The 25,642-nt window shown below is 64.6% G+C and carries 26 protein-coding genes and 1 pseudogene; 8 read left to right on the plus strand and 19 right to left on the minus strand.

Translation table 11 applies throughout. The features are described from left to right. The 4 genes and pseudogenes from ACN0S5_RS07005 to pdeM all read left to right on the plus strand — a co-directional run. Positions 1-927 (plus strand): annotated as a pseudogene (locus ACN0S5_RS07005) (DNA ligase-associated DEXH box helicase); the annotation flags it as partial. Positions 928-1,001: 74 nt separating this feature from the next. Beyond that, entirely contained in the window at positions 1,002-1,478 is a 477-nt protein-coding gene (locus ACN0S5_RS07010) for a hypothetical protein (protein WP_417207322.1), read from the plus strand. 208 nt (positions 1,479-1,686) lie between these two features. Continuing rightward, on the plus strand, positions 1,687-2,097 hold the full coding sequence (locus ACN0S5_RS07015) for a hypothetical protein (RefSeq protein ID WP_417207324.1): 411 nt from the start codon (positions 1,687-1,689) through the stop codon (positions 2,095-2,097). A 49-nt stretch (positions 2,098-2,146) separates the two neighbouring features. Next, positions 2,147-2,827 carry a ligase-associated DNA damage response endonuclease PdeM gene (gene pdeM / locus ACN0S5_RS07020; RefSeq protein ID WP_417207326.1) on the plus strand — a complete coding sequence of 227 codons (681 nt, stop codon included), beginning with the start codon at positions 2,147-2,149 and terminating at the stop codon, positions 2,825-2,827. 16 nt (positions 2,828-2,843) lie between these two features. Here pdeM and ACN0S5_RS07025 read toward each other — a convergent pair whose 3' ends face one another. Further along, positions 2,844-3,113, minus strand: coding sequence for a hypothetical protein (locus ACN0S5_RS07025; RefSeq protein WP_417207328.1), 270 nt, complete (start codon positions 3,111-3,113; stop codon positions 2,844-2,846). 148 nt (positions 3,114-3,261) lie between these two features. On the opposite strand from ACN0S5_RS07025, the gene ACN0S5_RS07030 reads away from it, so the two are divergent. Continuing rightward, a complete protein-coding gene (locus ACN0S5_RS07030; RefSeq protein WP_417207666.1) occupies positions 3,262-3,687 on the plus strand; it encodes a PaaI family thioesterase in 426 nt (141 codons plus the stop codon). Here the strand turns inward: ACN0S5_RS07030 and ACN0S5_RS07035 are convergent. The 3 genes from ACN0S5_RS07035 to ACN0S5_RS07045 form a co-directional block, all read right to left on the minus strand. Then, positions 3,684-4,571, minus strand: a complete 888-nt coding sequence (locus tag ACN0S5_RS07035; protein ID WP_417207330.1) for an NAD-dependent epimerase/dehydratase family protein — start codon at positions 4,569-4,571, stop codon at positions 3,684-3,686. The two genes, ACN0S5_RS07030 and ACN0S5_RS07035, sit on opposite strands and share 4 nt — an antisense overlap. A gap of 266 nt (positions 4,572-4,837) precedes the next feature. After that, the gene (locus ACN0S5_RS07040; RefSeq protein ID WP_417207332.1) at positions 4,838-5,335 is read right to left on the minus strand and encodes a DUF1097 domain-containing protein; all 498 of its coding nucleotides are present in this window, start codon (positions 5,333-5,335) and stop codon (positions 4,838-4,840) included. A 217-nt stretch (positions 5,336-5,552) separates the two neighbouring features. Further along, entirely contained in the window at positions 5,553-5,909 is a 357-nt protein-coding gene (locus ACN0S5_RS07045; protein WP_417207334.1) for a VOC family protein, read from the minus strand. A gap of 125 nt (positions 5,910-6,034) precedes the next feature. Here ACN0S5_RS07045 and ACN0S5_RS07050 point away from each other — a divergent pair, with 125 nt between their 5' ends. Continuing rightward, positions 6,035-6,769 carry a helix-turn-helix transcriptional regulator gene (locus tag ACN0S5_RS07050; RefSeq protein ID WP_417207336.1) on the plus strand — a complete coding sequence of 245 codons (735 nt, stop codon included), beginning with the start codon at positions 6,035-6,037 and terminating at the stop codon, positions 6,767-6,769. Positions 6,770-6,881: 112 nt separating this feature from the next. Here the strand turns inward: ACN0S5_RS07050 and folD are convergent, their stop codons facing one another. From folD to ybgC, 14 genes are all read right to left on the minus strand, one after another. Next, entirely contained in the window at positions 6,882-7,784 is a 903-nt protein-coding gene (folD, locus tag ACN0S5_RS07055) for a bifunctional methylenetetrahydrofolate dehydrogenase/methenyltetrahydrofolate cyclohydrolase FolD (RefSeq protein ID WP_417207338.1), read from the minus strand. After that, positions 7,781-8,095, minus strand: a complete 315-nt coding sequence (locus tag ACN0S5_RS07060) for a chorismate mutase (protein ID WP_417207339.1) — start codon at positions 8,093-8,095, stop codon at positions 7,781-7,783. The genes folD and ACN0S5_RS07060 overlap by 4 nt, the downstream gene beginning before the upstream one ends. Before the next feature lie 100 nt (positions 8,096-8,195). Next, a complete protein-coding gene (locus tag ACN0S5_RS07065) occupies positions 8,196-9,872 on the minus strand; it encodes a formate--tetrahydrofolate ligase (RefSeq protein ID WP_417207341.1) in 1,677 nt (558 codons plus the stop codon). Between the two features lie 236 nt (positions 9,873-10,108). After that, positions 10,109-10,693, minus strand: a complete 585-nt coding sequence (locus ACN0S5_RS07070; RefSeq protein ID WP_417207342.1) for an MOSC domain-containing protein — start codon at positions 10,691-10,693, stop codon at positions 10,109-10,111. Between the two features lie 12 nt (positions 10,694-10,705). Next, positions 10,706-11,521: a methyltransferase domain-containing protein gene (locus ACN0S5_RS07075; protein WP_417207344.1), complete on the minus strand. Its 816-nt coding sequence runs from the start codon at positions 11,519-11,521 to the stop codon at positions 10,706-10,708. Continuing rightward, complete coding sequence (ftsH, locus tag ACN0S5_RS07080; RefSeq protein WP_417207346.1) at positions 11,518-13,437, minus strand: ATP-dependent zinc metalloprotease FtsH; 1,920 nt, start codon at positions 13,435-13,437, stop codon at positions 11,518-11,520. The genes ACN0S5_RS07075 and ftsH overlap by 4 nt, the downstream gene beginning before the upstream one ends. A gap of 77 nt (positions 13,438-13,514) precedes the next feature. After that, positions 13,515-14,837: a tRNA lysidine(34) synthetase TilS gene (gene tilS, locus ACN0S5_RS07085; RefSeq protein WP_417207349.1), complete on the minus strand. Its 1,323-nt coding sequence runs from the start codon at positions 14,835-14,837 to the stop codon at positions 13,515-13,517. Between the two features lie 16 nt (positions 14,838-14,853). Continuing rightward, on the minus strand, positions 14,854-15,696 hold the full coding sequence (locus tag ACN0S5_RS07090; RefSeq protein WP_417207351.1) for a tetratricopeptide repeat protein: 843 nt from the start codon (positions 15,694-15,696) through the stop codon (positions 14,854-14,856). Positions 15,697-15,699: 3 nt separating this feature from the next. Beyond that, a complete protein-coding gene (pal, locus tag ACN0S5_RS07095) occupies positions 15,700-16,221 on the minus strand; it encodes a peptidoglycan-associated lipoprotein Pal (protein WP_417207353.1) in 522 nt (173 codons plus the stop codon). Between the two features lie 67 nt (positions 16,222-16,288). Then, complete coding sequence (gene tolB / locus ACN0S5_RS07100) at positions 16,289-17,614, minus strand: Tol-Pal system beta propeller repeat protein TolB (protein WP_417207355.1); 1,326 nt, start codon at positions 17,612-17,614, stop codon at positions 16,289-16,291. Between the two features lie 199 nt (positions 17,615-17,813). Next, entirely contained in the window at positions 17,814-18,965 is a 1,152-nt protein-coding gene (locus ACN0S5_RS07105; RefSeq protein ID WP_417207357.1) for a cell envelope biogenesis protein TolA, read from the minus strand. Between the two features lie 7 nt (positions 18,966-18,972). Beyond that, positions 18,973-19,449 (minus strand): protein TolR, encoded by a 477-nt coding sequence (gene tolR / locus ACN0S5_RS07110; RefSeq protein ID WP_417207359.1) that lies wholly within the window; start codon positions 19,447-19,449, stop codon positions 18,973-18,975. A 3-nt stretch (positions 19,450-19,452) separates the two neighbouring features. After that, the gene (gene tolQ, locus ACN0S5_RS07115; RefSeq protein ID WP_417207361.1) at positions 19,453-20,148 is read right to left on the minus strand and encodes a protein TolQ; all 696 of its coding nucleotides are present in this window, start codon (positions 20,146-20,148) and stop codon (positions 19,453-19,455) included. 133 nt (positions 20,149-20,281) lie between these two features. Then, positions 20,282-20,668 carry a tol-pal system-associated acyl-CoA thioesterase gene (gene ybgC / locus ACN0S5_RS07120; RefSeq protein WP_417207363.1) on the minus strand — a complete coding sequence of 129 codons (387 nt, stop codon included), beginning with the start codon at positions 20,666-20,668 and terminating at the stop codon, positions 20,282-20,284. Between the two features lie 183 nt (positions 20,669-20,851). Here ybgC and ACN0S5_RS07125 point away from each other — a divergent pair, with 183 nt between their 5' ends. Beyond that, positions 20,852-22,186 carry a mechanosensitive ion channel family protein gene (locus tag ACN0S5_RS07125; RefSeq protein WP_417207366.1) on the plus strand — a complete coding sequence of 445 codons (1,335 nt, stop codon included), beginning with the start codon at positions 20,852-20,854 and terminating at the stop codon, positions 22,184-22,186. Next, a complete protein-coding gene (locus ACN0S5_RS07130; protein WP_417207368.1) occupies positions 22,183-23,394 on the plus strand; it encodes a TIGR03862 family flavoprotein in 1,212 nt (403 codons plus the stop codon). The genes ACN0S5_RS07125 and ACN0S5_RS07130 overlap by 4 nt, the downstream gene beginning before the upstream one ends. A gap of 58 nt (positions 23,395-23,452) precedes the next feature. Here the strand turns inward: ACN0S5_RS07130 and ACN0S5_RS07135 are convergent, their stop codons facing one another. Continuing rightward, entirely contained in the window at positions 23,453-25,642 is a 2,190-nt protein-coding gene (locus ACN0S5_RS07135; protein WP_417207370.1) for an OmpA family protein, read from the minus strand.

A 25,642-nucleotide genomic window follows, 5' to 3' on the forward strand; every position in this document is an offset into this window, starting at 1 on the left:
AAGGGCGATACCTTTTTGATCGGCGGCCAGATCGTCCGCTACGAGGGCCTGCGCGAACTGGTGGTCGAGGTATCGCGCGACCCCGGCCGCAAACCGAAAATCGCCACCTTCATGGGCACCAAGTTTTCCACCTCCACGCAGCTTAGCGACCGCATCCTGCGGCTGTTTCAGCAGGACGACTGGCCGAACTTACCGCCCCACACGGCCCAATGGCTGCACCTGCAAAGAGAGGCCTCGCGCCTGCCGGAACCGGGCCGCCTGCTGATCGAAAGCTTTCCGCACGACGGACGCCAGCAACTGGTGGTCTACGGCTTTGCGGGCCGCAACGCGCAGCAGACGCTGGGCCTATTGCTGACCAAGCGGATGGAGGAGATGGGGCTGGCCCCGATGGGCTTTGTCGCCACCGATTACGCCACGCTGATCTGGGGGCTGGATGCGGTCACGGACCCCGCGCCGCTGTTCGATATGGAGGCGCTGGAAAACGGCCTCGATGGCTGGCTCGCGGGCAACGCCGTGATGAAACGCACCTTTCGCGCCAGCGCCACCATCGCGGGGCTGATCGAACGGCAGGTCGGCGGGCAGCGCAAGACTGGGCGGCAGGCCACCATGTCGTCGGACATCCTCTACGACACGCTGCTGAAATACGACCCCGACCACCTGCTGATGCAGATCACCCGCGAAGAGGCGATGCGCGGGCTGGTCGATTTCGCCCGCATCCGCGAGATGAGCGCCCGTGTCGGCGACCGCATCGACCATCTGCGCCTCAGCCGCGTCACCCCGCTGGCCGCGCCGCTGTTCCTTGAGGCGGGACGCGTGCCGGTGAGTGGCTCGGCGGACGAACGGCTGATGGAAGAAGAGGTCACCCGCCTGCTCAATGAATCCGGTCTGGCGCAGGTCGAGACGCAACAGCCAAGGCGCGTGCCGTGATGAGCCAAAAACAGATTGATCTCTTGTTATTCCTGAGGCTGCCCCCACGTTAACTAAGGTTAACGGAGGAGATCATGCGGATTGGGCTCATAGTAGTCGGATTTGTCGCGTACGGCGCATCCCTCGCAGCCGACCCTTGTGACCCGAACTATGACTGGGTCTGTGTTCCCATGGCCAGCGATGTCGATTGCCGACCCGGTCAGGGCAATGGACCGGCTTACATAAAAGGTCCGCTGCGCGTCATCGGTCTGGACGTCTACCATCTCGACGGTGACCACAACGGCTTTGGCTGTGAGCCAAAGGGCTGGACCCCGCCAATCGGTGCGGTTTCAGCACGTGTCAACGCCGCCTCCCGCGCCGGAGATTGCCACCCGAATTACGCCGAGGGCTGTGTCCCGATTTCTACCGATGTAGACTGTCGGGGCGGCGGGAACGGCCCAGACTACATTGACCAACGTGTCAAGGTGATCGGGGTGGACACCTACGGGCTGGATGCAGACCATGACGGGTACGGCTGCGGCAGCGACCCGGAAAGAGTCGCAACCCATTAATCTTCGGTCTTTTTGCGAGCCTGAATGATCCATTGCCCCATCCTTTCGGATAGGGCTCCTCGCCGTTCGCGCCCCGCCTGATCCCACCGGGCACGCGCTTTGCGGAACCGGAGCGCCTATACCCTTTCCAAGGCCAGAACGGCGGCCCCGGATCACAGGGTCAAGGCGCATGAAACATCGCCAATTCGCCAATTTGAAAGTCAGTCAAATGACCGTTCGCCTCGACATTGATACTGTCACCCAAGACGATGACTCGCCCCGCGTTCTCAACATCCTCACGATGTCCGCCCTGAACACCTTGTGTTTTGCCGGGCTCACTCTGGGTGCCCGTGTGTCGGGGATGGGCTGGGGCTGGGCGCTGGTGGTGGGCGTGCTGGGCGGCGCGGTGGCGGCGATTGCCTTGGCCGTGGTGATCACCATCCTGCTGCCTGTCGCCTCGCAGCGCGTACCGCAACACGACCGCCGGGCCACGGACCGCCGCAGCCCTCAGCCTGCCACCATCGCCCTCTGGACAGAGGACGCCCGCGCCGAAACATCGCTGATCGACCGGTGGGAGCGTGACGCCGCGACAGAGCCGCACCCCGAACAGGACGTGGCGGCCCTGCGTCTGGCCGCCTGACACCCTGACCGCCCTTGCGGCCTCCCGAACGGCATGGCAAGAACAGGTCATGAACACCCACCGCTTCACCTTTCACGGCACCCATCTCAGCGCGTTGCCCTCGGGCGCGCTGTTCTGGCCGGAGGCTGGGCTGCTGGTGGTGTCGGACCTGCATCTGGGCAAATCCGCCCGGCTGTCGGCGGTGGGCGGCGCGCAACTGCCCCCCTATGAGACCCGCGAGACCCTGCAACGGCTGGACGCCGATCTGGCCGCCACTGGCGCGGCGCGCGTGATCTGCCTTGGCGACAGCTTTGACGCGCCGGGCATTGACGCGCATCTGCCAGAGGACGATCTGCTGTGGATTGCGCGGCTTCAGGCGGGGCGCGACTGGACATGGATCGCGGGCAACCACGATCCCGCCCCGGTCACGCTGACCGGCGCGCACCGGGCCGAACATCGCGATGGCCCGCTGATCTTTCGCCACATCACCACGCCGGAGGCCCGTGGCGAAATCTCAGGCCACTACCACCCCAAGGCGCGCCTCTCCGCGCGCGGGCGCAGCTTGACCCGGCCCTGTTTCCTGTTCGACGCGGATCGGCTGATCCTGCCCGCCTATGGCGCCTATACCGGCGGGCTATTCTGTGACAGCCCGGTCCTGTCGGACCTCATGGGCAAGGACGCGCAGGCCATTCTGACCGGCGCGCGCCCCGTCGCCATCCCGATGCCGCGCCGCGCGACGCACCGCGCCTGAATCAACCACGCCTGACCTAGCCGCGCGTCCCCGCCCACAGCGCCAGCGGCGCCAGACCCAGACCGACGACGCCAACCCAGGACGCCGTGGTCATCGGCTCGCCCAGCCCATAGGTGACCAGCCCCGCCGCCGCGGGCGCGATGCAGACCAGCAACAGCCCCACGCCACTGGCAAACAGCTGCCCGCGCGCCCAGCGCGGCGCGCGCGCACTGTGGTGCAGGGCAGAGGCCCAGACATACAGGCCAATCGCCGCCAACAGCGCGGCAACCCCCTCAAGTATATGCATAACCCGGTGTTCCATACGATGCATGCCCCCGAGACGCGCCGCCGCCCTCCGGCGGCATGGTATCGGGACGACAGCGGATATCGGTATGCCGCCACGTCTGCGCAAGAGGCCCTTGCATGCACCGCGCAAGATGGGCAACGCTCAGCGCATGGACGATCTGGAAACCCGCATCCGCGACAGCTTTGACCGTCAGGGCATGCTTGTCACCCTTGGCGCAACCCTGCTCCGCGTCACCCCCGGCGCGGTCGAAATCGCCGTGCCGATCGGGCCGCAGGTGTCCCAACAGCAGGGCTTTGCCCACGGCGGGCTGGCCTTTGCGGTGGGCGACAGCGCGGCGGGCTATTCCGCCCTGTCGCTGCTGGATGCCGACAGCGAGGTTGTCACCTCGGAAATGGCGATCCATTACCTTGCCCCCGGCAGCGGCCAGCGCCTGATCGCGCGCGGGTCAGTCATCAAACCGGGCAAACGGATGCTGGTCACACAGGCCGATGTCTACGCCGAGGATGAGGGCAAGGAACGCCACATCGCCCGGCTGACCGGCACGATGGTCCGCGTCCCCGCCATGCGCCCCTAGCCCAGCACGTCGCGCCAGCTATGCGCGGGCTGATAACCCAGCATCCGCTTGGCCTTGGCGTTGGCGTAAAACGTCTCGCTCTCGCCAATCTCGCCCTTCACCGGGACGCCCTGATAATACCGCACAATCAGTTCGGCAGAACTCAAGGCCACCGAATGATCGTCGTTCGCGACGTTGAACACCTCATAGCCCAGCCCGTCGGTGTGCAGACAGCACTCCACCATCTGCCCCAGATCGCGCGCGTCGATATAGGCAAAGATATTGCGCCGCCGCAGGTCCGGATTGTCCATATAGGCCGGAAAGTTCTGCGCGTATTCATGCGGCTCGATCACGTTGTTGATCCGCAGCCCGTAGATATCGACCCCCGACCGGGCCTGAAAACTGCGCGCCGTCACCTCGTTACAGACCTTGGACATGGCATAGCTGTCCTCGGGCACCGTCGGGTGGTCCTCGTCAATCGGCAGATACGCCGGCTTGCGCGCACCATCGGCGAAACAGACGCCATAGGTGGTCTCGGACGAGGCGAAGACGATCTTGCGAATGCCAAATTTCACCGCCGCGTCGATCACGTTGTAGGTGCCCTGCGTATTCACCCGGAAACACTCGTTGTCCGGGGTGATCAGGATGCGCGGCACGGCGGCAAAATGCACAACGGCGTCGAATGTCGGCACACCCGTGCCCGGCTCCAACTCATCAAGCCCCGCAAGGCTGCTCATGACGTCATACATCTGGCCCGCGTCGGTGATGTCGGCAATGCGGTTGTCGACCCCCGGTAGATCCAGCGGCACTTGGTCCACGTTCAGCACCCGGTGCCCCTGCTCCAGCAGATAGGCCACCACATGCCGCCCCGCCTTGCCCGATCCCCCGGTAAACAGAATGCGCATGGTCAAAACCCTCCCCCTTTTGACGCGCACCATGCCGCGCCGATCCGGGAAAGACCAGCAGGCGCGCACCTATGGGCGGACCCGTGCGGCGCAGGGCGTTCTGGAAACTGCATTCTCAAGCGGTCTGAAAATCAGCCTTTCGTTTCGCGGCGCACCGGAAACAGCCGGATAGGGATTTGGGCGTGACAAAGGTATTGGCCAATCGGCCAATGGAAATCACCCGCCAATTCCGGACGGGCCCCGGTCAGAAACCGGGGCCCGGCAATTCAGGCAACCTTGGCCGACATCGCACCGGCAATCTTTTCCGATACGAAGCCGAATATATTCCCAAGGATCAGTGAAATCAGGACAATAGCGGCCGCATTGCCCATCGCTGCCACATCGCCAATCGCAACCCCGGACAAGAGGCTGAATGCCGCCGTCGATGCATAGCCGTAAACGCCAGCCGGAATGGTGTTGAGCATGCTCGAATGTGCGCCAAGAACCAACACAACCACAGAGATCCCGACAATGATCGACGTGACAGCAGTTGTGCCTCCAACTGTTCCGACAACAAACAGCGTAACTGCGGCGACGGCAGCACCCCAGACGTGGTTGATAGAGGATTTGGTCAACGCATCCGTTCCGCCGCCCGTGTGATAGAAACTGCCCCAGCCAATAAAGAGCGCCCAAACTTGCAGCCCAAAGGTTGTCCCAAGGCAAAGATAGGTCGCCACGGCGGCAAGAGCTCCGATAGAAATTGCGAGTGCTGTGATGATATTCAAGTTGCGTCCCTCCCAAGACAAACGGCAGTCCTCATACCTGATTGGCACCTGACTGGCCCGGAGAGACTTTAATCGGAGTCTGGAATACACCAATCCGACCAAGGTCCATGCGACTTTGGTGTCTATTTCGCAAAGGACAACACATGGAATCAAGGGTCGGCGATGCTTGCTCCAACCACTCTGGCAGCCGAATTTCTCAGGTTGATCAATTCAGCCTCTAGTCAGAGAAACACAGCTTGTTGCCGTCAAGATCCCGCACATAGGCGGAGAACCGTGGCCCGCGCTGGCCCGGCGCGCCCTCACAGGTGCCGCCCAGATCAATGGCGAGCGCATGAAACCTTTTCACGTCGTCAGAGGCTCCGACACAAAAGCCAACCATCGTTCCGTTGCCGTGGGTCGCGGGCTGTCCGTCAAACGGGATCGCCGTGGCAAAGGCAAACTCCTCGACCAGCCAGTAGGTCATTCTGTCCGTGGGGGAAAACCCGCTGACGCCCAACGGCGCGAACAGGCCGTCATAGAATGTCTTGGCGGCGGCCATGTCGTTGGTGCCGACGACACTATAGTTCATCTTCATGTTCAAATCTCCGTTGCGCCGATGTCCTGCCGTTTCGACCGGCGCCCCTGACGGTTGGCTTGGAAAAGGTGGCAGGACATCATCCTGATATTGATAAATATGACAGTTTATGTCCTGTTTCTTGCATGGCACGGACCAACGCGAACGGCAGGCTGCGACGGATGGAATTGCTGGCCGTTCAGCTACAGCAAGAGGCGCATTGCACGATCTCGGGTCTGGCGGCGCAGTTCGGTGTCAGCGCCCGCACCATTGCACGCGATCTGTCGCTGATGCGGGATCAGGGCATGTCGATAGACACTGATCGCGGACGCGGCGGCGGCGTGCGGCTGGACAGCAACTGGGGCGTCGGCCGGATGAACCTGTCCTATTCAGAGGCGGTCGACCTGCTGATCAGCATCGCGGTGGCCGAGCGGATGAACTCGCCGATTTTTCTGGCGAACCTCGGATCGGTCAGGCGGCAGTTGGTTGCCTCGTTTTCACCTGAGAAACGCAATCGGGTGAACCGGCTGAACTCCCGCATCCTGATCGGCGTCACCGCCTCGACCTACGTTCAGGCCAGCGTCGCATCGCCGCCCGCACGGGTTGTCCAGACGCTGCACCGCGCTTTTGTCGATCAAGAGAGGCTGGACATCACCTATCGGCGCGAGGATGGCCAGACATCCCGGCGCAGCATCGACCCGCATTATCTCTTGCTGAAGTACCCGGTTTGGTACGTCGTCGCGTTTGACCATTTGCGGCAGGAGCCACGCACCTTTCGCTGCGACAGGCTCTTGGCGGCCACAGGCACCGGCACCCCGTTTCGCCTGCGGCCCAAGGCCGAATTCGCCGCCTCCCTTGTCGGCGACGATCTGTTGGTCTGAGCGCCGGGCGGGCGTCATCCAGAGGCGCTCAAACGTTACCCAAACGTAAAAACGCCTCTGTAACTCATTGATTTTTCTAGGGCCAAAGTCTGTCCACGCGTGGACACCCTGATCAGGCGGTCAATCCTTCAGGCTCTTCCAACCCATTGGCCCGACAGCAGGCCGTCACCGTATTGGCCAGCAGGCAGGCAATTGTCATCGGCCCCACCCCGCCCGGCACCGGCGTGATCGCCCCGGCCACCGCGGCGCAGCTTTCATAGTGGGCGTCCCCCACCAGCCGGGTCTTGCCCTCACCCTTTTCGGGCGCATCAATGCGGTTGATCCCCACGTCGATCACCGTCGCCCCCGGCTTGATCCAATCGCCCGGCACCATCTCGGGCCGCCCCACGGCAGCGACCACAATATCCGCGCGGCGCACCACTTCGGGCAGGTCTTTTGTCCGCGAATGCGCGATGGTCACGGTACAGCTGTCGCCGAGCAAAAGCTGCGCCATCGGCTTGCCCACGATGTTGGACCGCCCGATCACCACCGCATCCATGCCCGACAGGCTCCCGTGATGATCCCGCAGCATCATCAGGCACCCCAGTGGCGTGCAGGGCACCATCGACTTCTGCCCGGTCCCCAACAGGCCCACGTTCGAGATATGGAACCCGTCCACATCCTTGGCCGGGTCGATGGCGTTGATCACCAGATCCTCATCCAGATGCTTGGGCAGCGGCAACTGCACCAGAATGCCATGCACCGCCGGGTCGTTGTTCAGCCTGTCGATCAGCGCCAGCAGATCCGCCTCGGAGGTGTCGATGTCCAGCTTGTGCTCATAAGAGTTCATGCCGACCTCGACGGTCATCTTGCCCTTGGACCGCACATAGACCTGGCTCGCCGGGTCCTCGCCCACCAGCACCACGGCCAGCCCCGGCGTGACGCCATGCGCCTCTTTCAAACGCGCGACGTGGACCGCCACCTTGTCCCGCACCGTGGCCGCAAAGGCCTTGCCGTCAATCACCGTCGCGCTCATCCGTCTATCCCTTCCTTGCCGATCACCCGCTCTTCGCGCGCGATCACCGTCTCGATCATGATCCGCCACATTTCCTCGGCCAAGTCCGGGTCCAACCCGTGTACCTGCGCCTTGTTCCGTACGTTCCCCAGGACCGCATCAACCCGGCGCGGTGCCCGCGCGGCGATGCCCTCTCGCGCCTTCAGGTCCGGGGCGCGGTCGGTATAACGCTCCCGCTCGGCCAGCAGCGCCACCAGCGCGCTGTCGATTTCGTCGATGCAAACCCGCAGGTCTGCCATGGTTTCGATGCTGTCGGGGGCAGGACGCGCCATGACTATTCCTCTTCGCCGTCTGGTCCTGCCCGCCGTAGCCGAAAACGCACCCGGCATGCAACGCGCCGCCCTCCCCGATGGTCCGGAGAGGGCGAAACTTTTAGAACAACCCTTCGATCAGACCCGCTTCGTTCAGGCGGATCGTTTCCGCCGCAGGTGTGCGCGGCAGGCCCGGCATGGTCATGATCTCACCGCAGACCACAACGATGAACCCGGCCCCGGCGGAAATGCGCACTTCCCGCACCGGAATGTCAAAGCCTGTCGGCGCGCCGCGCATGGTAGGATCGGTGGTGAAAGAGTACTGCGTCTTGGCAAGACAGACCGGCAGATGACCGTACCCCTGATCTTCCCACTCCTTCAGCTGCGCGCGGATCTTGTTGTCCATCACCACACTGTCGGCGCGGTAGATCTCCTTGCAGACGGTTTCGATCTTGTCCGCCAGAGACAGGTCATCGCCATAAAGCGGGTGATAGTCCGCCTCACCGGCCTCACACAGTTCGACCACCTTCCTGGCGGTTTCGGTGATGCCCTCGCCGCCGAATTCCCAATGTTTGTTCAGGATCGCCTCGACGCCCAGCGACGCGCAGAAATCCATGACCGCCTGCACCTCGGCGTCGGTGTCGGTGACAAAGTGGTTGATGCCCACCACCGCCGGCACGCCGAACTTCTTCATGTTCTCGATGTGACGGCCAAGGTTCGGGCAACCATCCTTGACGGCCTGCACGTTCTCCGCGCCAAGGTCGGCCTTGGCCACGCCGCCGTTCATCTTCATCGCGCGCACCGTGGCCACGATCACCACCGCATCGGGGCGCAGACCGGCCTTGCGGCACTTGATATCCATGAATTTCTCGGCGCCCAGATCGGCGCCAAAGCCCGCCTCTGTCACAACGTAGTCCGCCAGCTTCAACGCGGTGGAGGTGGCGATGACAGAGTTACAGCCATGCGCGATGTTGGCAAACGGACCGCCATGCACGAAGGCCGGGTTGTTTTCCAGCGTCTGCACAAGGTTCGGCTGCATCGCGTCCTTGAGCAGGACGGTCATCGCGCCTTCGGCCTTGATGTCGCGGCAGAACACCGGGCTCTTGTCGCGGCGATAGGCCACGATCATGTCGCCCAGACGCTGTTCCAGATCCTTGAGGTTCTTGGCAAGGCAGAGGATCGCCATCACCTCGGACGCCACGGTGATATCAAAGCCACCTTCGCGCGGGAAACCGTTGGCCACGCCGCCAAGGCTCAGCGTCACGTTGCGCAGGGCGCGGTCGTTCATGTCGACAACCCGACGCCACGCCACGCGGCGCAGGTCGATGTCACATTCGTTGCCCCAGTAGATGTGGTTGTCGATCATCGCCGACAGCAGGGAGTGCGCGCTGGTGATCGCGTGGAAATCCCCGGTGAAATGCAGGTTCATCTCCTCCATCGGCACAACCTGTGCCTTGCCGCCGCCCGCGGCCCCGCCCTTCATGCCAAAGTTCGGCCCAAGCGAGGCTTCGCGAATACAGATCATCGCGTTCTTGCCGATCTTGTTCAGGCCGTCGCCCAGACCCACGGTGGTGGTGGTCTTGCCCTCACCGGCGGGTGTCGGGTTGATCGCGGTCACAAGGATCAGCTTGCCATCCTTGCGGTCCTGAACGCTGTCGATGAAGGGTTGGCTGATCTTCGCTTTGTCATGACCATAGGGCAGCAGATGTTCGGTCGGGATGCCAAGGCGATCGCCGATTTCCTGAATCGGTTTCTTGTTGGCCTCGCGGGCGATTTCGATGTCGGACTTGAATGCCATGCTGCTGCGCTTCCTGTTGGGGGCGGATGGGGCGGTGAACTCTCGACACAAGGCATACAGAGACGCCCGCCCCGCTGCGAAAGCGAATCCGACATATTCGGGCGATGTTGCGGCGCGGACGGTTCCCGCAGCCTGCAAATCGCCGCCCATCGGAAACCTCCGGGTCTTTCGGGCGCGGCTTGGAGGGCGGGCCGCTGGCCGCGCAGCGGTCAGTCGGGGCGACCGGAAAGCGGCGTCTACTCCGGTTGCCAACCGCGCTGATCGGGGATGTGCAGACGCAACACGTCACCCAGCGCCACGCGGCCCTCGCGGGCGACAGAGGCGGTCACACCGCGGCGGCCCTCGGCGGCAGGTTTGAATCCCTTGCCTTTTCCGGGGGCAATCTTGTCGATGCTCTTGGCGGGGAACTGACAGGGGCGGTTCTGCATATCCACCGTCAGCGTCGCCCCGGACGGGGCCTGCAACCGCGACGAGGGCGGCACAAAACTGAAGTCCGGCAAGCCGCTGAGGACCATGGACGCGCCCAATCGCGCCGGGTCGATGGTCTCAAGGCCCATCTTGGCGGCAATCTCAGCCAGTTCCTCGGCGCTGATGAGGCTCAACTGGCGCTCATTGCGGATCGTCGTGCCGCGCGCGTACTGGTTGCGTACCCGCGAACACGATTCCCGTGTCGCGCCGCCATGCACCGACCCGGCTATGCCTTCAAAGGTCAGGTCCAGCGCCTCGTGCGGCTCAGCCAGCAGTTCGGTGCGATCGTCGCCGGTCACAACGCCCAGCCATGTCACGGTTGCGGTAAAGTCGGTCGGTTTCAAGGCAGGCATCAACGGCCCCTTCTAGAGCGCAGGCGCATCGTACCCTGCGCGCACCAAGGTAAAGAACAGACGCCGGAAGGGGAACAGCGCGCTGCCATCCGCCGACATCGGATAGGCCTTGGGAATCAACTCGTCATAGGCCCGCACAAGACGGTCGCGTTCCCTGTCCGGCATGGATTGCAGGATCGGGCGCGCATAGGTTGCCTCGGTGAAACGACGCACCGGGTGGCCCTCGTCGGACGGCGGCAGTTTCTGAAAATATTCCGTCTCCCACAGGCGGACCTCGCCCAGGGTTTCGAGCAAATGAAAATACTGCGCCGGCACCAGGACGGACGGCAGCGCGACCTCTGCCAATCGGCCAGGGCACAGTTCATCCGCCAGTGTCCGCCACAGGCGGTGTGACGGCGCATTGTTCTGGTGCGGAACCTGCACCGCAAGGGTGCCGCCCGGCACCAGCGTCGCGACAAGCCGGGGCAACAGGGTCTGATGATCGCCGGTCCAGTGCAGGGACGCGTTGGAAAAAATCAGCGCAGCGGGCGCGTCCGGGGTCCAGTCGGCAATGTCTGCCTCGATTACCCGGTCGTAGATCGCCTGCGCTCTGGCCTGTTCCAGCATCGCCGGTGAACGGTCCACGCCGATCAGCGCGCCCGCCTGCGAGGTGCCAAAACGGGTGCGCAGGGCCGATCCGACATCCCCTGCGCCACAGCCAAGGTCCACGACGCAGCCTTTGGGCAACGGCCCGACGCGCGACAGCAGGTCAAGTGCGGGACGCAAACGCTGACCCCGGAACCTGTGATAGGTTCCGGGGTCCCAGTCGTGCTGCGTCTGGCCGTTCATGCGGTGGGCTCGGGTTCCATCCCGCCATCGTCCGACGGCTTTGCCTTGGGCTTGGTCTTGGGGATCGCCGTCAACGAGGGTTTGTCATCGGCAACGCCCAACCCGTCGTCGTCATCGCCCGAATGCGGGTCCTCGCCACGCATCACCCGCTTGATCTCGTCGCCGGTGAGGGTTTCGAACTCCAGCAGGCCCTGTGCCAGACGCTCCCATTCGTCGTGACGCTCGGTCAGGATCTGGAAGGCGCGCTCATAGGCTTCTTGAATGAAGCGCCGCACTTCTTCCTCGATCATCTCCTTGGTGTGGGCCGACACCGACAAACCGGCGGTGTTGCCCTGATAGCCCTCATGCGCCTCGGCGTAGTCGATGTTGCCGATCTTGTCCGACATGCCCCAGCGCAGCACCATGGCCCGCGCCAGCGCGCTGGCCTGCTGGATGTCACCCGCCGGTCCGTTCGAGACATTCTCTTCGCCGTACTTGATGATCTCGGCGGCCTTGCCCGCCATGGTCATCGCCATCTTTTCCTCGCACTCTGACTTGTGCCAGTTCAGACGGTCGATCTCTGGCAGAGACACAACCATGCCCAGCGCGCCGCCGCGCGGAATGATCGTTGCCTTGTAGACCGGATCGCACTGCGGCAGGGCCAGACCCACAACGGCGTGACCGGCCTCATGGTACGCCGTCTTTTCCTTCTGCTCGTCGGTCAGAACCATGCTGCGGCGCTCTGCGCCCATCATGACCTTGTCCTTGGCCTGCTCGAAATCCTCCATCGTGACAAACCGGCGTCCGATGCGCGCCGCCATCAGCGCCGCCTCGTTCACAAGGTTGGCCAGATCGGCACCGGAAAAGCCGGGGGTGCCGCGCGCGATGATGCGCAGGTCGACGTCGGGGCCCAGAGGGGTCTTGCGGGCATGCACGCCAAGGATCTTTTCGCGGCCCTTGATGTCGGGATTCGGCACCGTCACCTGACGGTCGAAACGGCCCGGACGCAGCAGCGCCGGGTCCAGCACGTCGCGGCGGTTGGTGGCGGCGACGATGATCACACCTTCGTTCGCCTCAAAGCCGTCCATCTCGACCAGCAGCTGGTTCAACGTCTGCTCACGTTCGTCGTTGCCGCCGCCGTAACCTTGACCACGGGCGCGGCCCACGGCGTCGATCTCGTCGATGAAGACGATGCAAGGCGCGTTCTTCTTGGCCTGTTCGAACATGTCACGGACACGGGAGGCACCCACACCCACGAACATTTCAACGAAATCGGAACCGGAGATGGTGAAAAACGGCACACCCGCCTCACCCGCGATGGCACGCGCCAGCAACGTTTTACCGGTGCCCGGAGGGCCGACCAGCAATGCACCCTTGGGGATCTTGCCACCAAGACGGCTGAATTTCTGCGGGTTGCGCAGGAATTCAACGATTTCTTCCAGTTCTTCCTTGGCCTCGTCGATGCCCGCCACGTCGTCAAAGGTCACGCGGCCATGCTTTTCGGTCAAGAGCTTGGCCTTGGACTTGCCAAAGCCCATCGCCCCGCCTTTGCCGCCGCCCTGCATCCGGTTCATGAAATAGATCCAAACACCGATCAGCAGCAGGAAGGGCAACAGTGACAACAGGAACGACTGAAAGCCGGATTGCTCCTGCGCCTCGGCCTTCAGCGGGACGTTGTTGTCCAGCAGCAGGTTGGTCAGTTCCGCGTCCTGCGGCTTGATCGTCACATAGTCCTGCCCGTCATTGGACCGATAGCGCACCTGTTCGCCATCCACCGTGGCCGAACTGACGTTCTGCGATTCAACGGCGCGCACAAAGTCAGAATAGCTGACCTCGCGGCTTTGCAACGTTGTACCGCCACCCGAGAACAGGTTGAAGAGCGCCAGGATCAGCAGGAAGAGGACGACCCAGAAGGCGATGTTTCTCGCGTTACCCAAGGGGGAACTCCTTTGAAAACTTTGGTGCGTCATAGCACAGCGATTTGGTGTGTAACATAGACATCACGGGGGCGGGTTCAATGCGACAGGACAAAGCCACGGACCCCGTCCGCGCGACACAGGCGCACGGTCTGGCCGGGACCGATGCCCAGACCGTCGCAGGCCAGCAGCCGTTCGCCCTGCCAGATCGAGGGCAGCGACAGCGCGGCACGGAACGGTGGCGTGCCGTCGGACCGGTCCCGCGCCTGTTGCCAGCCGTCTTCGCCCAAGGCTCGGACGCTGTGGCCTGCGGGCACCGTGGGCGAGATTTGCCAACGTCTATCCCAAACAAGGGATGCCGCCTGTGTCGGTTCCGCCACCGCCGCAAATTCCCGAAAGATCAGGATACGTCCCCTGTGGTGGATGACCTCGCAGCCGTGCAGCGTGCCGCCCCCGCCACTGGCCATCCGGTCACGTAATCCCTCCAGCGCCTCGGCACGGGGGGCGTAATCCGCGCCAGAAACATAGCGGATCATCGCCGAAAGCAGACGCCGTTGCGTGGCCGGGTCGCCGTGACGGGTCCAGTCCGGGTCCAGATTGAGGATGCCAGTATCCGCGCCATCCGCCGTCAACAGCGGCGCGCCCACCGCGTCCCAGACCTCGGCCGCGCGCAGCCGCAGGGCTGTTGCCTCTTCCCGCAGCCGCTCTGCCGTGGCGGCGAGGATCTCGGGGTCCAGGCCCTCTTCGGCCAGAAGGGGCAAGAGGCGGCGCAGGCGCGCCCGGTCATAGGCGGGGTCGGCGTTTGAGGGGTCTTCGACCCAGCGCCTTTTGAGCACGCGCAGGTAGTGGCGCAACTCTGCGCGGGTCATGTCCAGACAGGGGCGGATCACCTCGAAACCAGCGCGCCGCCCATCTTCCGGAGGGCCTGCGCCGTCGACTGTGCCTTTGGAGCCCCCGGAAGGCGTCACAAAGCGTCGGGGTGTCATCGCCGCCAGTCCCTCCACGCCGGACCCGCGTTTCAGGCGCATCAGAAAGGTCTCGGCCAGATCGTCCCGCGTGTGCGCCATCAGGACGTGGCTTACACCGCCACGCCATTGGTCAATCAGGTCCAGACGCGCCCGACGGGCCGCATCCATCTTGTTGCCCGTGCCGTCCCAGTGCCAGCGCAGCGTCGCATGGGGCCAGCCCAGCAGGCGGCACTCAGCCGCCACCATCGCCGCCTCATCCGCGCTTTCAGGCCGCAACCCGTGATCCACCGTGACCACCCACAGCCGCACGCCCCAGACATGGCTCCAGTTGTGCGCAAGGGTCAGCATCGCCATGCTGTCGCCGCCGCCAGAGACGGCCAGCGCAATGTCAGAGGGGAAATCCGGGCCCAAAAGCTGGCCCATCGCCTCGGCAAACCTTTGGTCCAGACTCACCGAAGCAGGCACCCGCTTATTGGCACCCAAGCTGCTGGCGGCTGGCTGCGGCCTTGGCCACGGCGTCCGATCCGGGATAGCGGGCGGCAACCTCTCCCAGCGTGATACAGGCATCGTCAATCGACCCAAGCGCGGCAATGGCGTCCCCCAGACGCCACAGCGCCTCTGGCGCGATCGTCGCATCCGGGAACCCGGAATAGGCCGACAGATAGCGCCGGGCGGCCTCACGGGTGTCGCCCAATCCCTCCAGCGCGCGGCCTTCACCGACCAGCGCCGCAGCCTCCAGCGGCCCCATCGGATAGGTCTCGCGGAATTGCGCAAACAGCAGTTCGGCACCGGAAAAGTCGCCCTGATCCAGGGCGTCCAGGGCAGACCGGAAATCCGCCTCTTCGCTGATCGCCAGTTCGCCATCGAACGGAAGGGCATCGGTGGCGGGCGGTGACGCGGGTTGCGCGACCGGGGCGGTTGGCACCGCATCGCCGCCCAAAGGATCGGTCTCACCCAGCTTGCCGATGTCGCAGCCCGGCTCCAGCTCGCAAATGCGGAACTTCAGGTCTCCGATCCGGTTGGTGCCATCCTGCACCACGCGGCCAAGCCGAAACTCCAGTTCCTCCGCCTTGGCGGTGACGCGCTGCAATTCGCTTTCGATGGTGTTGATGCGGTCCAGTGCCGACCCGCCAACCGCCAGCGCGGGAGACCCGGTGGTGTTCAGTTCACTGCGCAGCTTGCGCAATTCCACCGTCAGCACCGCAAGGTCCTGCTTTATGTCGGCCAGCGTCTGCCCCTGTTGCGCCACGGCCAGACCGCCTGTCATGCCGCCTGCCAACAGACAGGCCCCGAACACCATCCCCCGCAGCATGGCTTATCCCGTCAGGCCGGTGGCCGAGATCACCGTCACGGCGCGTCGGTTCTTGGCATAACAGGCCTCTTCCGAGCAGATTTCCAGCGGACGCTCCTTGCCGTAGCTGACAAACTTCAGACGGCTCTGCGAGATTCCTTTGGCGACAAGGTATTCCATCACCGCATTGGCGCGGCGCGCGCCCAGTGCGAGGTTGTATTCCCGTGTGCCCTGTTCATCGGCGTGGCCCTCGATGATCGCAAGGTAATCCGGGTTGGTTTGCAGCCAGCTTGCCTGACCGTCCAGCACCACACGCGCCTCCGGGCTCAGCGACGACTGGTCGACGGCGAACAGCACGCGATCCCCGACACGGGCCGAGAAATAGGCCGGCGACCTGGGATCATCCACGCTGCCCGGCACAATCGTCGAGGTATCCGGGCCACCCGCGCCACGGCTGGCGTCCGGACCGCCAAAGCGTCCGGGGTTCGTACAGGCCGCGGTGGCCAGCGCCGCAACCATCAGAATAGCCTTTGTCGTATGTTTCATTTTCTTGCGGTCCTGCTCTGGTTGTTGCGTCTGTTTTACCACAGCACGCAACATATGGGAAATGACGTTATTGCAAGGGGCCCCAGCTGGGGTCCGAGGCACCGGCGGGGGTGCGCACCCGTTTCAGGTTACGCCCCGAGATATCAACCGAATACAGCGCCGAAGAGCCCTGCGCGCCCTGAGTCTCGCGGGCGAACATGATGACACGGCCGTTGGGTGCCCATGTCGGCCCCTCATCAAGGAAAGAGGCGGTCAGCAGACGTTCCTCGGCACCATCCGTGCGCATCACACCGATGTGGAACCGTCCGGCGTTCTGCTTGGTAAAGGCGATGCGGTCGCCGCGCGGCGACCAGACCGGCGTGCCATAGCGCCCCTCGCCAAAACTGATCCGCTGCGCCTCACCGCCCATGGCGGGCATGATGTACAGCTGCTGGCTGCCGGACCGGTCGGATTCGAACACGATACGGCTGCCGTCGGGCGAAAAGCTGGGCGCGGTTTCGATCGAGGGGGTAGAGGTCAGCCGACGCGTCGCGCCAGAAGCAAGGTCCATGGCAAAGATATCGGTGTTGGAGCCTTGGGTCAGCGAATACACCACCATGCGCCCATCCGGGGAAAAGCGGGGGGCAAAGCTCATCACGCCTTCCCCCACCTGAAGGATGCGGCTGTTGACGTCGCCGACCGTCAGCACATGAATACGCGGAAATCCGGTGGCGTAGCTGGTATACAGCACCCGCTCGCCATTCGGCGAAAAGCGCGGCGCCAGAACCAGCGAGGAATCGTCGGTCAGGAACTGCACGCTCGCGCCGTCGTAGTCCATGATCGCCAGCCGTTTCTGGCGCGCGTCCTTGGGCCCTGTTTCCGAGACAAAGACCACCCGGCTGTCGAAATAGGGGGTTTCGCCGGTGAGCCTGCTATAGACCTGATCGGCAACCTTGTGCGCCAGTCGACGCCAGCCGTTGGCGTCCGAGACAAACTGCATCCCCTGCCCCAGTTCCTGCCCGGCAAAGACGTCCCAGACGCGGAATTTGACCACCACCCGGCCAGAGGAATCCGCCGCGACCGACCCGGTGATCAGCGCCTGCGCGTTGATCGCCTTCCAGTCGGCGAACTGGACCGGCGCGCCAAAGCTGCTGACGCGGGAAATATGGGCGTCGCGCGGTATCTCGCGAAACAGGCCGGTGCCTGTCAGGTCAGCGGCGATCACCCGGCTTATGTCGGCGGCAAACTGTTCGGCCGCCGCGCTTTCGGCGACGAAATCCGGCACCGCGAACGGCAAGGGTTCGATCACACCTTCGGTGATCTCAATGCGAAGCGGGCCGGACTGGGCCATGGCCTGCACTGGCAAAAGCGCCGTGGCACAGACAAAAACCAGGGCGGCGAGGCGTGCGATCATCTCGGGGACCTTCCTTCGGGCGCTGCTCGGACCGGATGCGGCGGGTCTGTGCCCGCCCTGCGTTAACCTATCCTGATTTGGCCTGCCGCAAAACAGGCAATACATGTGACGCAAGGGGGAATTTGCGCAGGAAGCCGCTCATTTCTGGCGGTTTCCTTCAGAGTTGAACGTCCTTCGACGGCTCACGGTTCCACAGCCGTCACCGCTGCCGCATCGTTTCGGGGTTAAAGGTCATCTCAATCTCGCGCCATTGGTCGAACTTGTCGGCGGGCAGGGCATACCCTTCGGGACCCTGACACCGCAGCACCGCGCGCCGCGCCACCTGAAAGGCGGTCTGGACCGCGGCGGCGCTGCCTTGCGAGGCGTCCACCATCTTGAGACTGTTCGAAATGACGCGGCCATCCGGTTCCATCTCAAAGGCAACGGTGACGGTGATGCCCGACGCCTCAGAGCCGACGTCCACCACCCAACAGGCCTGTACCGCCAGCCGCAGCGCCTCGCGTTCGCCGCGTGTCATCGGTGGGCCTGCGGGGGCAGCGGGCGCGGGGGCCGCTGACAGCGCCTCTGCCAGCGCCGAGGTGATGGCATCATCCGCGCCGCTGACCGGATCGGGCCGCGCGGTCTCGGGTTGCGGCGCGGGATCGGGCCGGGCGGCCTGCGCCGCACGCTGCGGGCGGGCCTGCGGGCGGATCGACTCGGACGGCGCGAAACGTTCGTCCGCCTCGGTCACGATTTCGGTCGTGGTTTCGGGCGGCGCGGTCGCCTCGCGCCGTTCCTCTGCCACGTCCGGGCTGACCGCGTCCGGGTCCGCAGCCTCGACCCGCTCTTCGGCGCGTTCGGTGTTCGGGTCCGGCGGCGCGACGGGTGTGTTGGCCACCCGATCCGCCGGGCGCGCCTTGGGCCGCAACGATGCGTTGGGCGCGCGCGGCGCGGGCGGCGGCGACGGCAGCGGGGCCACAGGCACGGGAATCGGTTCGGGATCGGGCAACGGCGCAGGAACCGGCGCCGGGTCTGGCTCGGGCAGCGGCTGCGGCACGGGAGCAGGGTCCGGCACGGGCGCCGGTGTCGGCTCTGGCGTGGGTTCCGGCGCGGGTGTCGGCTCTGGTGTCGGGACAGGTTCCGGTTCGGGTTCCGGCTCGGGCACAGGTTCGGGCGTGACCACCGGCGTCACCGCCTCTGCCACGGGTTCGGGGGTTGGCGGCGCGGTCAGGGCCGCGAAATCCGCCTCGCTCAGGATCGTCACGTCCGCCACCTGCATCTGCGGAGGATCCGCCGCAAAGACATTGCCCAGCAGCAGCCAAGCGAACAGCAGGGCATGCGCCCCGCCTGATATGTACAGATAGCGGTTCATCCGCGCCTCAGCCGCCGTCCGGCCCGTCAAGTGCCGGACCACCGACATCCGTCACCAGACCAATCGAAGAAAATCCACCCGCATTCAGCGCGCCCATGATCTGGGCCACTTGCTCGTAGGGCACCGACCCGTCGGCCCGCAGGTAGACCCGGTCATCCGACCGTTCCGCCGCAATCGCCCGCAACCGACCGACCAGTTCGTCGCGCGCGACGACCGTGCTCTGGATAAGCACCTGACCATCCGCCGACAGCGTCACCGTCAACGGCTCTTCGGTTTCAGCGGGCAGCGCCTGCGCCGCGGTTTTGGGCAGTTCCACCGGCACGCCCACCGTCAACAGCGGGGCCGCGACCATAAAGATGATCAGCAGCACCAGCATGACGTCCACAAAGGGTGTGACGTTGATTTCCGCCATCGGCTGGGCGCGGCTGCGGCGCGATCCGCGCCGCCGCTTGCCCCCACCGGATTTGACGACCCCTGCTCCCATGGCTCAGGAATCCAGCTGGCGCGACAGGATGGTGGCGAATTCGTCGGCAAACGCCTCATAGTTGCCGACGATCCGGTCCGCATCCGCCGAAAACTTGTTGTAGAAAATCACCGCCGGAATAGCCGCCAGCAGGCCCAGACCCGTGGCCAGCAGCGCCTCGGCGATGCCGGGGGCCACGACAACCAAAGAGGTGTTCTGCTGCGCGGCAATCTCGATAAAGGCGTTCATGATCCCGAAAACCGTCCCGAACAGCCCGATAAAGGGCGCGGTAGAGCCGACCGTCGCCAGCACCGGCAGGCCGCGCTGCAACACATCGGCCTCTTTCTGGATCGCCACGTCCATCGACCTGTCGATCCGGCTTTGCGCGTTGGCGATCAGGCCGCCGTCCTCACGGTGGCTGCGACGCCATTCCATCATGCCCGCCGCGAACACCCGTTCAGAGCGGCCCTTGGGCTCTGGCCCCAGTTGCTCGAACAATTCATCCAGCGGCTCACCCGACCAGAAGGCGCGGTCAAACCGTGTCGCCTCGCGCCGCGCCTTGCGGTAGCTGACGAATTTCTCGATGATGATTGCCCAGGCCCAGACCGAGGCCACCATCAGCAACATCATGACGAGTTTCACCGTCAGCGTTGCGCGCATGAAAAGACCCCAGAAGGAGAAGTCGATCTCCGACGCGAGTGCAAGCGTTCCTGCTTCCATAGACCTGCTCATTTCCTGTCGGCCCCTGTGACCGGGGCTCTGATTACCGCGTTCCTTACCCGATTTGCAGGGGGAACGCTACTGAATAGGCGGCATTCCGCAGGAGGGTGCGACGGCTGTCGGCGCGGATCGGCTAGTGCACCCGCTGCCGGAGGCGGGCCGGCAGACGGGCGGGATGGCCGTCGCGGGTCACGCAGACCGCCGTCACCTCGGCACGAAAGATCACCTCTTCGCCCCGGACAACCTCCTGCCCCATGATCAGCCGCACGCCGGTCATGTTGCGCACAGTTGTGCGCACCTCCAGCGCGTCGTCGTATTTCGCGGTCATCAGGTAATCCGCCTCGATCCGGCGCACCACAAAGACAATCCCGTCCTGTTCACGCATGGCGTTCTGGTCCAGCCCCTGCTCCTTGACCCAGTCGGACCGCGCCCGTTCGATGAATTTCAGATAATTGGCGTGGTAGACGATCCCCGCCATGTCGGTGTCTTCGTAATAGACGCGGATCTGGAAACGGTGCATCGGCGGGCTCCTCTCTGGCCGGGCGACCCTAGGCGCGCGAACCGCGTACGGCAAGCAATCCGCAGGATCGGGCACCGGCACAACAGCCGTGTGGGGTCCGCCGTGTCGACCATATCGCTCCCCTTGTCCCCAGCGCACTCTTTGGGCAAGAGGATGTCACGTCGACGCCAGGGATCACGCCATATGAACTTCGACCTCGCCGCCCAGCCCGGGATCGTACAGCAGGCCGTCGGGTACGCCTTGCAGGGATGGGACATCGCGCGCGCATGGCTGGAATCGCCCGCCGCATGGTCACAGTTCGGCCTGCTGGTTGCCGCCTTCGTCATCGCATGGCTGCTGACGCGCAAGCTGCGGCCTTGGCTGGAACGTCTCCTGACACCGCCGGACGGCCGGATCTCGATCCTGGCCACGATCCGGCGGTTCCTGTTGATCTTCGTGCCATTGTTGCTGCCGCTGCTGGCCTTTGCCTTCACCGGCATCGGTGAGGGATTGACCCGCGCAATATTCGGCTCTGGCGCTGTAATCGCCTTTGGCAAACGCTTTTTCCTGCTGCTCGCCGCCCGCGTCCTTGTCCGCGAGATCATCAAGGACGGCTTCCTCAAGATGTTGGGGCGCGTCATCCTTTTGCCGGTCATGGCGCTGTACACCTTGGGTCTGCTGGATGTCGCCACCGATCGACTGAACGACCTGACTGTCAGCCTTGGCAATATCGAATTCACCGTCATGGCGGTGATCCGGGGCCTGATCGCCGGGTCGATCCTGTTCTGGCTGGGGCGCTGGTCCAACGATCAGACCGGGTCCTATATCCAAAAGCAGGATGAACTGCCTCCGGCGACCCGCCAGCTGGCCGCCAAGGCGGCGGAGTTCGCGATCTTCGGCCTTGCCTTCCTGCTGCTGATGAACATCGTCGGCATCCCGCTGACTTCGCTTGCCGTGCTGGGCGGCGCCATTGGTGTCGGTCTTGGGTTTGGTCTGCAAAAGATCGCCGCGAACTATATTTCCGGCATCATCCTGCTGCTCGAAGGGCAGGCCACCGTGGGCGACTATGTCGAACTCGACAACGGCGAGTCCGGCACCATCGTCAAGACCACCGCGCGGGCGATGATCCTTGAGACCTACGATGGCCGCTGGATCGTGGTCCCGAACGAGGATTTCATCACCACCCGCGTCATCAACTACTCTGACCAAGGCAGCGCCAACCGCTATGAGGCGGATTTCTCGGTCAGCTACAAGACCGACATCAACATGGTGCCCGCCATCGTCGAAGAGGCCGTGGCGCGGCACCCCGGCGTGCTGGATAAGCCCTATCCGCCCGACTGCGAGCTGCGCGGCTTTGGCGACTCGGGCGTGGATTTCGCGGTAGAGTTCTGGGTCAACGGCATCGACGACGGTCCCAACAAATACACCTCTGACGTGCTGTTCCTGATCTGGAACGCGCTGAAGGACCACGGGATAGAGATCCCCTACCCCCATCGCGTCGTGGAGTTGCATCAGGCGTCCGGGTCCACCGCGCCATGAGTCATGCGCTGGTGATCGGCGGCGGCCCGGCGGGGTTGATGGCGGCGGAGGCGCTGCTGTCGGCAGGGCATCGCGTGGTGCTGGCAGAGGCGAAACCCTCGGTCGGGCGCAAGCTGTTGATGGCCGGGAAGTCGGGGCTGAACCTGACCAAGATGGAGGACCACGCCCGCTTTCGTGCCGCCTATGCGGAGGCCGCGCGGGATCTGGCCAAAATGCTGGACACCTTCGGGCCGGATGAGGTGCGGGCATGGGCCGAGGGGTTGGGGCAGCCCACCTTCACCGGCTCCAGCGGGCGGTTGTTTCCCAAGGCCATGAAGGCCTCGCCGCTGCTGCGGGCATGGCTGGCCCGACTGGACGGCATGGGGTTGCAGCGACGCACCGGCTGGCGCTGGCTTGGCTGGGCAGAGGATGGCGGGTTACGCCTTGACACGCCGGAGGGGCTGGTTGTTCAGCATCCGGCGGTCACGGTCTTTGCCCTTGGCGGTGCCAGTTGGGCGCGGCTGGGGTCGGACGGGGTCTGGGCAGAGCCTTTCCGGGCGGCGGGCCTGCCGTTGGCCCCTTTTGCGCCGTCGAATGCCGGGGTTCTGGTCGATTGGTCGCCGCATATGGCCCGCCATTTCGGCGCGCCCTTGAAGAACGTGACCTTTCGGGCCGGCTCATTGGAAAACCGGGGCGAGGCGGTGATTTCGGCGCGCGGGCTGGAGGGCGGCGGGATCTATCCGCTGACCCCCGCCCTGCGCGCGAGCCATGCCCTGACGGTCGATCTGTTGCCGGATATTTCGGAGGATGCGCTGGTCGCGCGGCTGTCACGGCCCCGCGGCAAACAAAGCCGCGCCAATGCGATCCGCAAGGCACTGCGGCTGGCCCCGGCGGCGCAGGCGGTGCTGATGGAATTTGCCCGCCCCCTGCCCGAAGACGCCGCCGGTCTGGCGGCGCGGATCAAGGCGCTGCCCATCGCTCATGCGGGGCTGAGGCCGATGGATGAGGCGATTTCGACCGCCGGGGGCGTGCCCTTTGCGGCGCTGGATGAGGGGCTGATGCTGCGGGACCGACCGGGCTGTTTTTGTGCCGGAGAGATGCTGGACTGGGAGGCTCCGACAGGGGGGTATCTGCTGACCGCCTGCCTTGCCACGGGCCTGTGGGCGGGGCGTCATGCGGCCGCGTGGATGGCAGGCCAGCAAGAGGGGCGCCACAGTGGACAAGGTTAACGCCCCAACAAAATCAATGCCTTACAGAGACGAATTTACAAACTCTTAACCTTTGCGCTCACTGCACCGCCTGTCCCGGATCCCGCCATGACAGCGAAATACGGCGGTTGAGCGCGCGTCCCTCGTCGCTGTCAGAGCCCACCACGGGCCGCGCCGACCCGTATCCCATCACGTTCATCGCCCCGGAGCGGACGCCGCGTTTGGTGATCTCAACCGCCACGACAACCGCGCGGTCTCGGCTGATGATCCTGTTCGCCACGCCATCGCCCAGCGCATCGGTGTGGCCTTCGATCTGCACCTCTAGCCCGCCATTCAACACGCACACCCGCGCCACGGCGGCCAGCGCATTGACTCCGCGCACCGATCTGGCGTCCAGCCGCGATGACCCGGAGAGGAACCGCACCGGGTCCGCGCCGTCGGCCAAGAGGCTTTGCCGCGCGCATTCCGCCACCGACGGCGCGAAATCCAGCACCGGCAGCCAGTGGCCCGCCACAAAGACCTGATCCAAACCCAGCGCCACATTGCGCCGCTTTGTGCCTGCGGGGGGCGCGTTGGCCAAAGGGCGCAAGCGCAGCTTGTCCTTTGGGTCAAGAACCGCACGCATCGCCGCGTCAATCTGCGCCCTGTCCACCCCCGGCGACAGCACGGCCTCCAGAGTGATCGCCTCTGGCGTCAGGCTGAGGGTCAATTCTTCGGCCTCGCCCAACCAGCGTTCCACGGCCAGCAGGACCGCCTTTGCGCGCGGCAACGGCATGTCCGTATCGCTGCCTGCACCGCCCGCAACGGCGGGCAGGCCCAACAGGGTCGGCAGGTCCTGCGCCGTCAGGTTGCCGGGCAAGGTGCCCTCAACCCGCGCGCCGTTTTGCGGCGTATACGTAAGGGTCGCGTTCAGAATCAGCCCGTCATCGACCAATTCGACGGTGCGCCGATAGTCCTGCCCCTGTGGGAGCGCCGTCAAAAGAGCATCGACCCGACCGGCACTGACCGGATCGGGCAACAGCGCGTCCAATGTGACGGCCCCCGCTTCGAACAGCAGCCGCCCTTCGACAATCTCGTCAAAGACGGTGCTGACAGCGTCCAATCCACCCGACCAGCCCGTGATATCCGGGTATAGCGCGTGTCGCAGGCCCGAGACATCCGCCCCCTCAAACGCCGCATCGAGGGTCTGTTGCGCCAGATCGACCGGCACAACGCCTAGGGCCGTGACCTTGCCAGCACGCCGTTCAAGCGCCAGCCAAAAAGGTTCCGGATCGGTCAGAGGAAGCCGCGACACCGCAAGCAGGGTTTCGCTTGGCAGATCGGCCCGCAGGGTGTCCAGCGCCTGATCCAACTCGTCGCCGCCGCGCAAAGCCGACAGGATCAGGGTGCCGGGGGTGACGGTGACGACCCCCTCATCCGCAACATCCAGAACACGCGCGGCGGCCAACATACTTGCGGCAAGCGCGGGATACCCCGGATCGACCGGACCAACCGACAGGGTTTCGGCTTGGACGCCCCGCGTGAACACCTCTGACAGGTCACGGGCCGATAGGGCGAGCGGCAGCTTGCCACGCAGGCTAACTCCAAGGCCCGGTTGCTTTTCCGCGATCAGGAAAAAGGGCCGACCGTCATCGCGCGCAGTCAGATCCTTTGTGATGGCGATGTCCGGGGGCAACTCTGCAAGCACACGGTCGATTGCGGCCAGATCCGCAGGCCACAACGCCACGCCGCGGATTTGCACCGCGTCGCCCGTCAGCTCGATGTCGGCCTCGTCCAATTGGGCAACCGCCTGTGTCAGTGTCAGCACAGCCCCGTCCCAGCCGTCAAAGGCCCCGCCGCTGGCCAGAGTGACCTCTGGCAGCGGCCCGCCGGCCAGTTCGGTCAAAAAATCGACGGTATCGGCACGGCGGACATGACCCGCCAGCACCACGCCGTCGGTCCCCTTGCGCATCGAAAAGGCGAATTCTGCGACCTCTGGCAGCACCGAAAGGCGGGCTGTTACCTCTCTGACGCCGTCGATCCCGCGCAACCCGGATTCGATCTGCCGCCGGACCGCATGGCTTTCAACCCGGCCCGCGACGGTGATGTCGCGGCCTTTGACGGTCAGGACCGGCGGATTGGGCAGGTCGGCCAGCAAGGCGGTGGCCTGCGCCTGCACCCCGGCCTCTATCGTGGCGTCCTCGCTGGGCACCTGAAACAGGCCAAGCCCCGCCAGTGTCAGAAAGATCACCAGCGCGGCTATGGCCTCGACAAGCGCCTTGGCGGTCAT

The organism is Antarctobacter sp. (assembly GCF_048262615.1).
In the GTDB taxonomy this organism is placed as follows: domain Bacteria; phylum Pseudomonadota; class Alphaproteobacteria; order Rhodobacterales; family Rhodobacteraceae; genus Antarctobacter.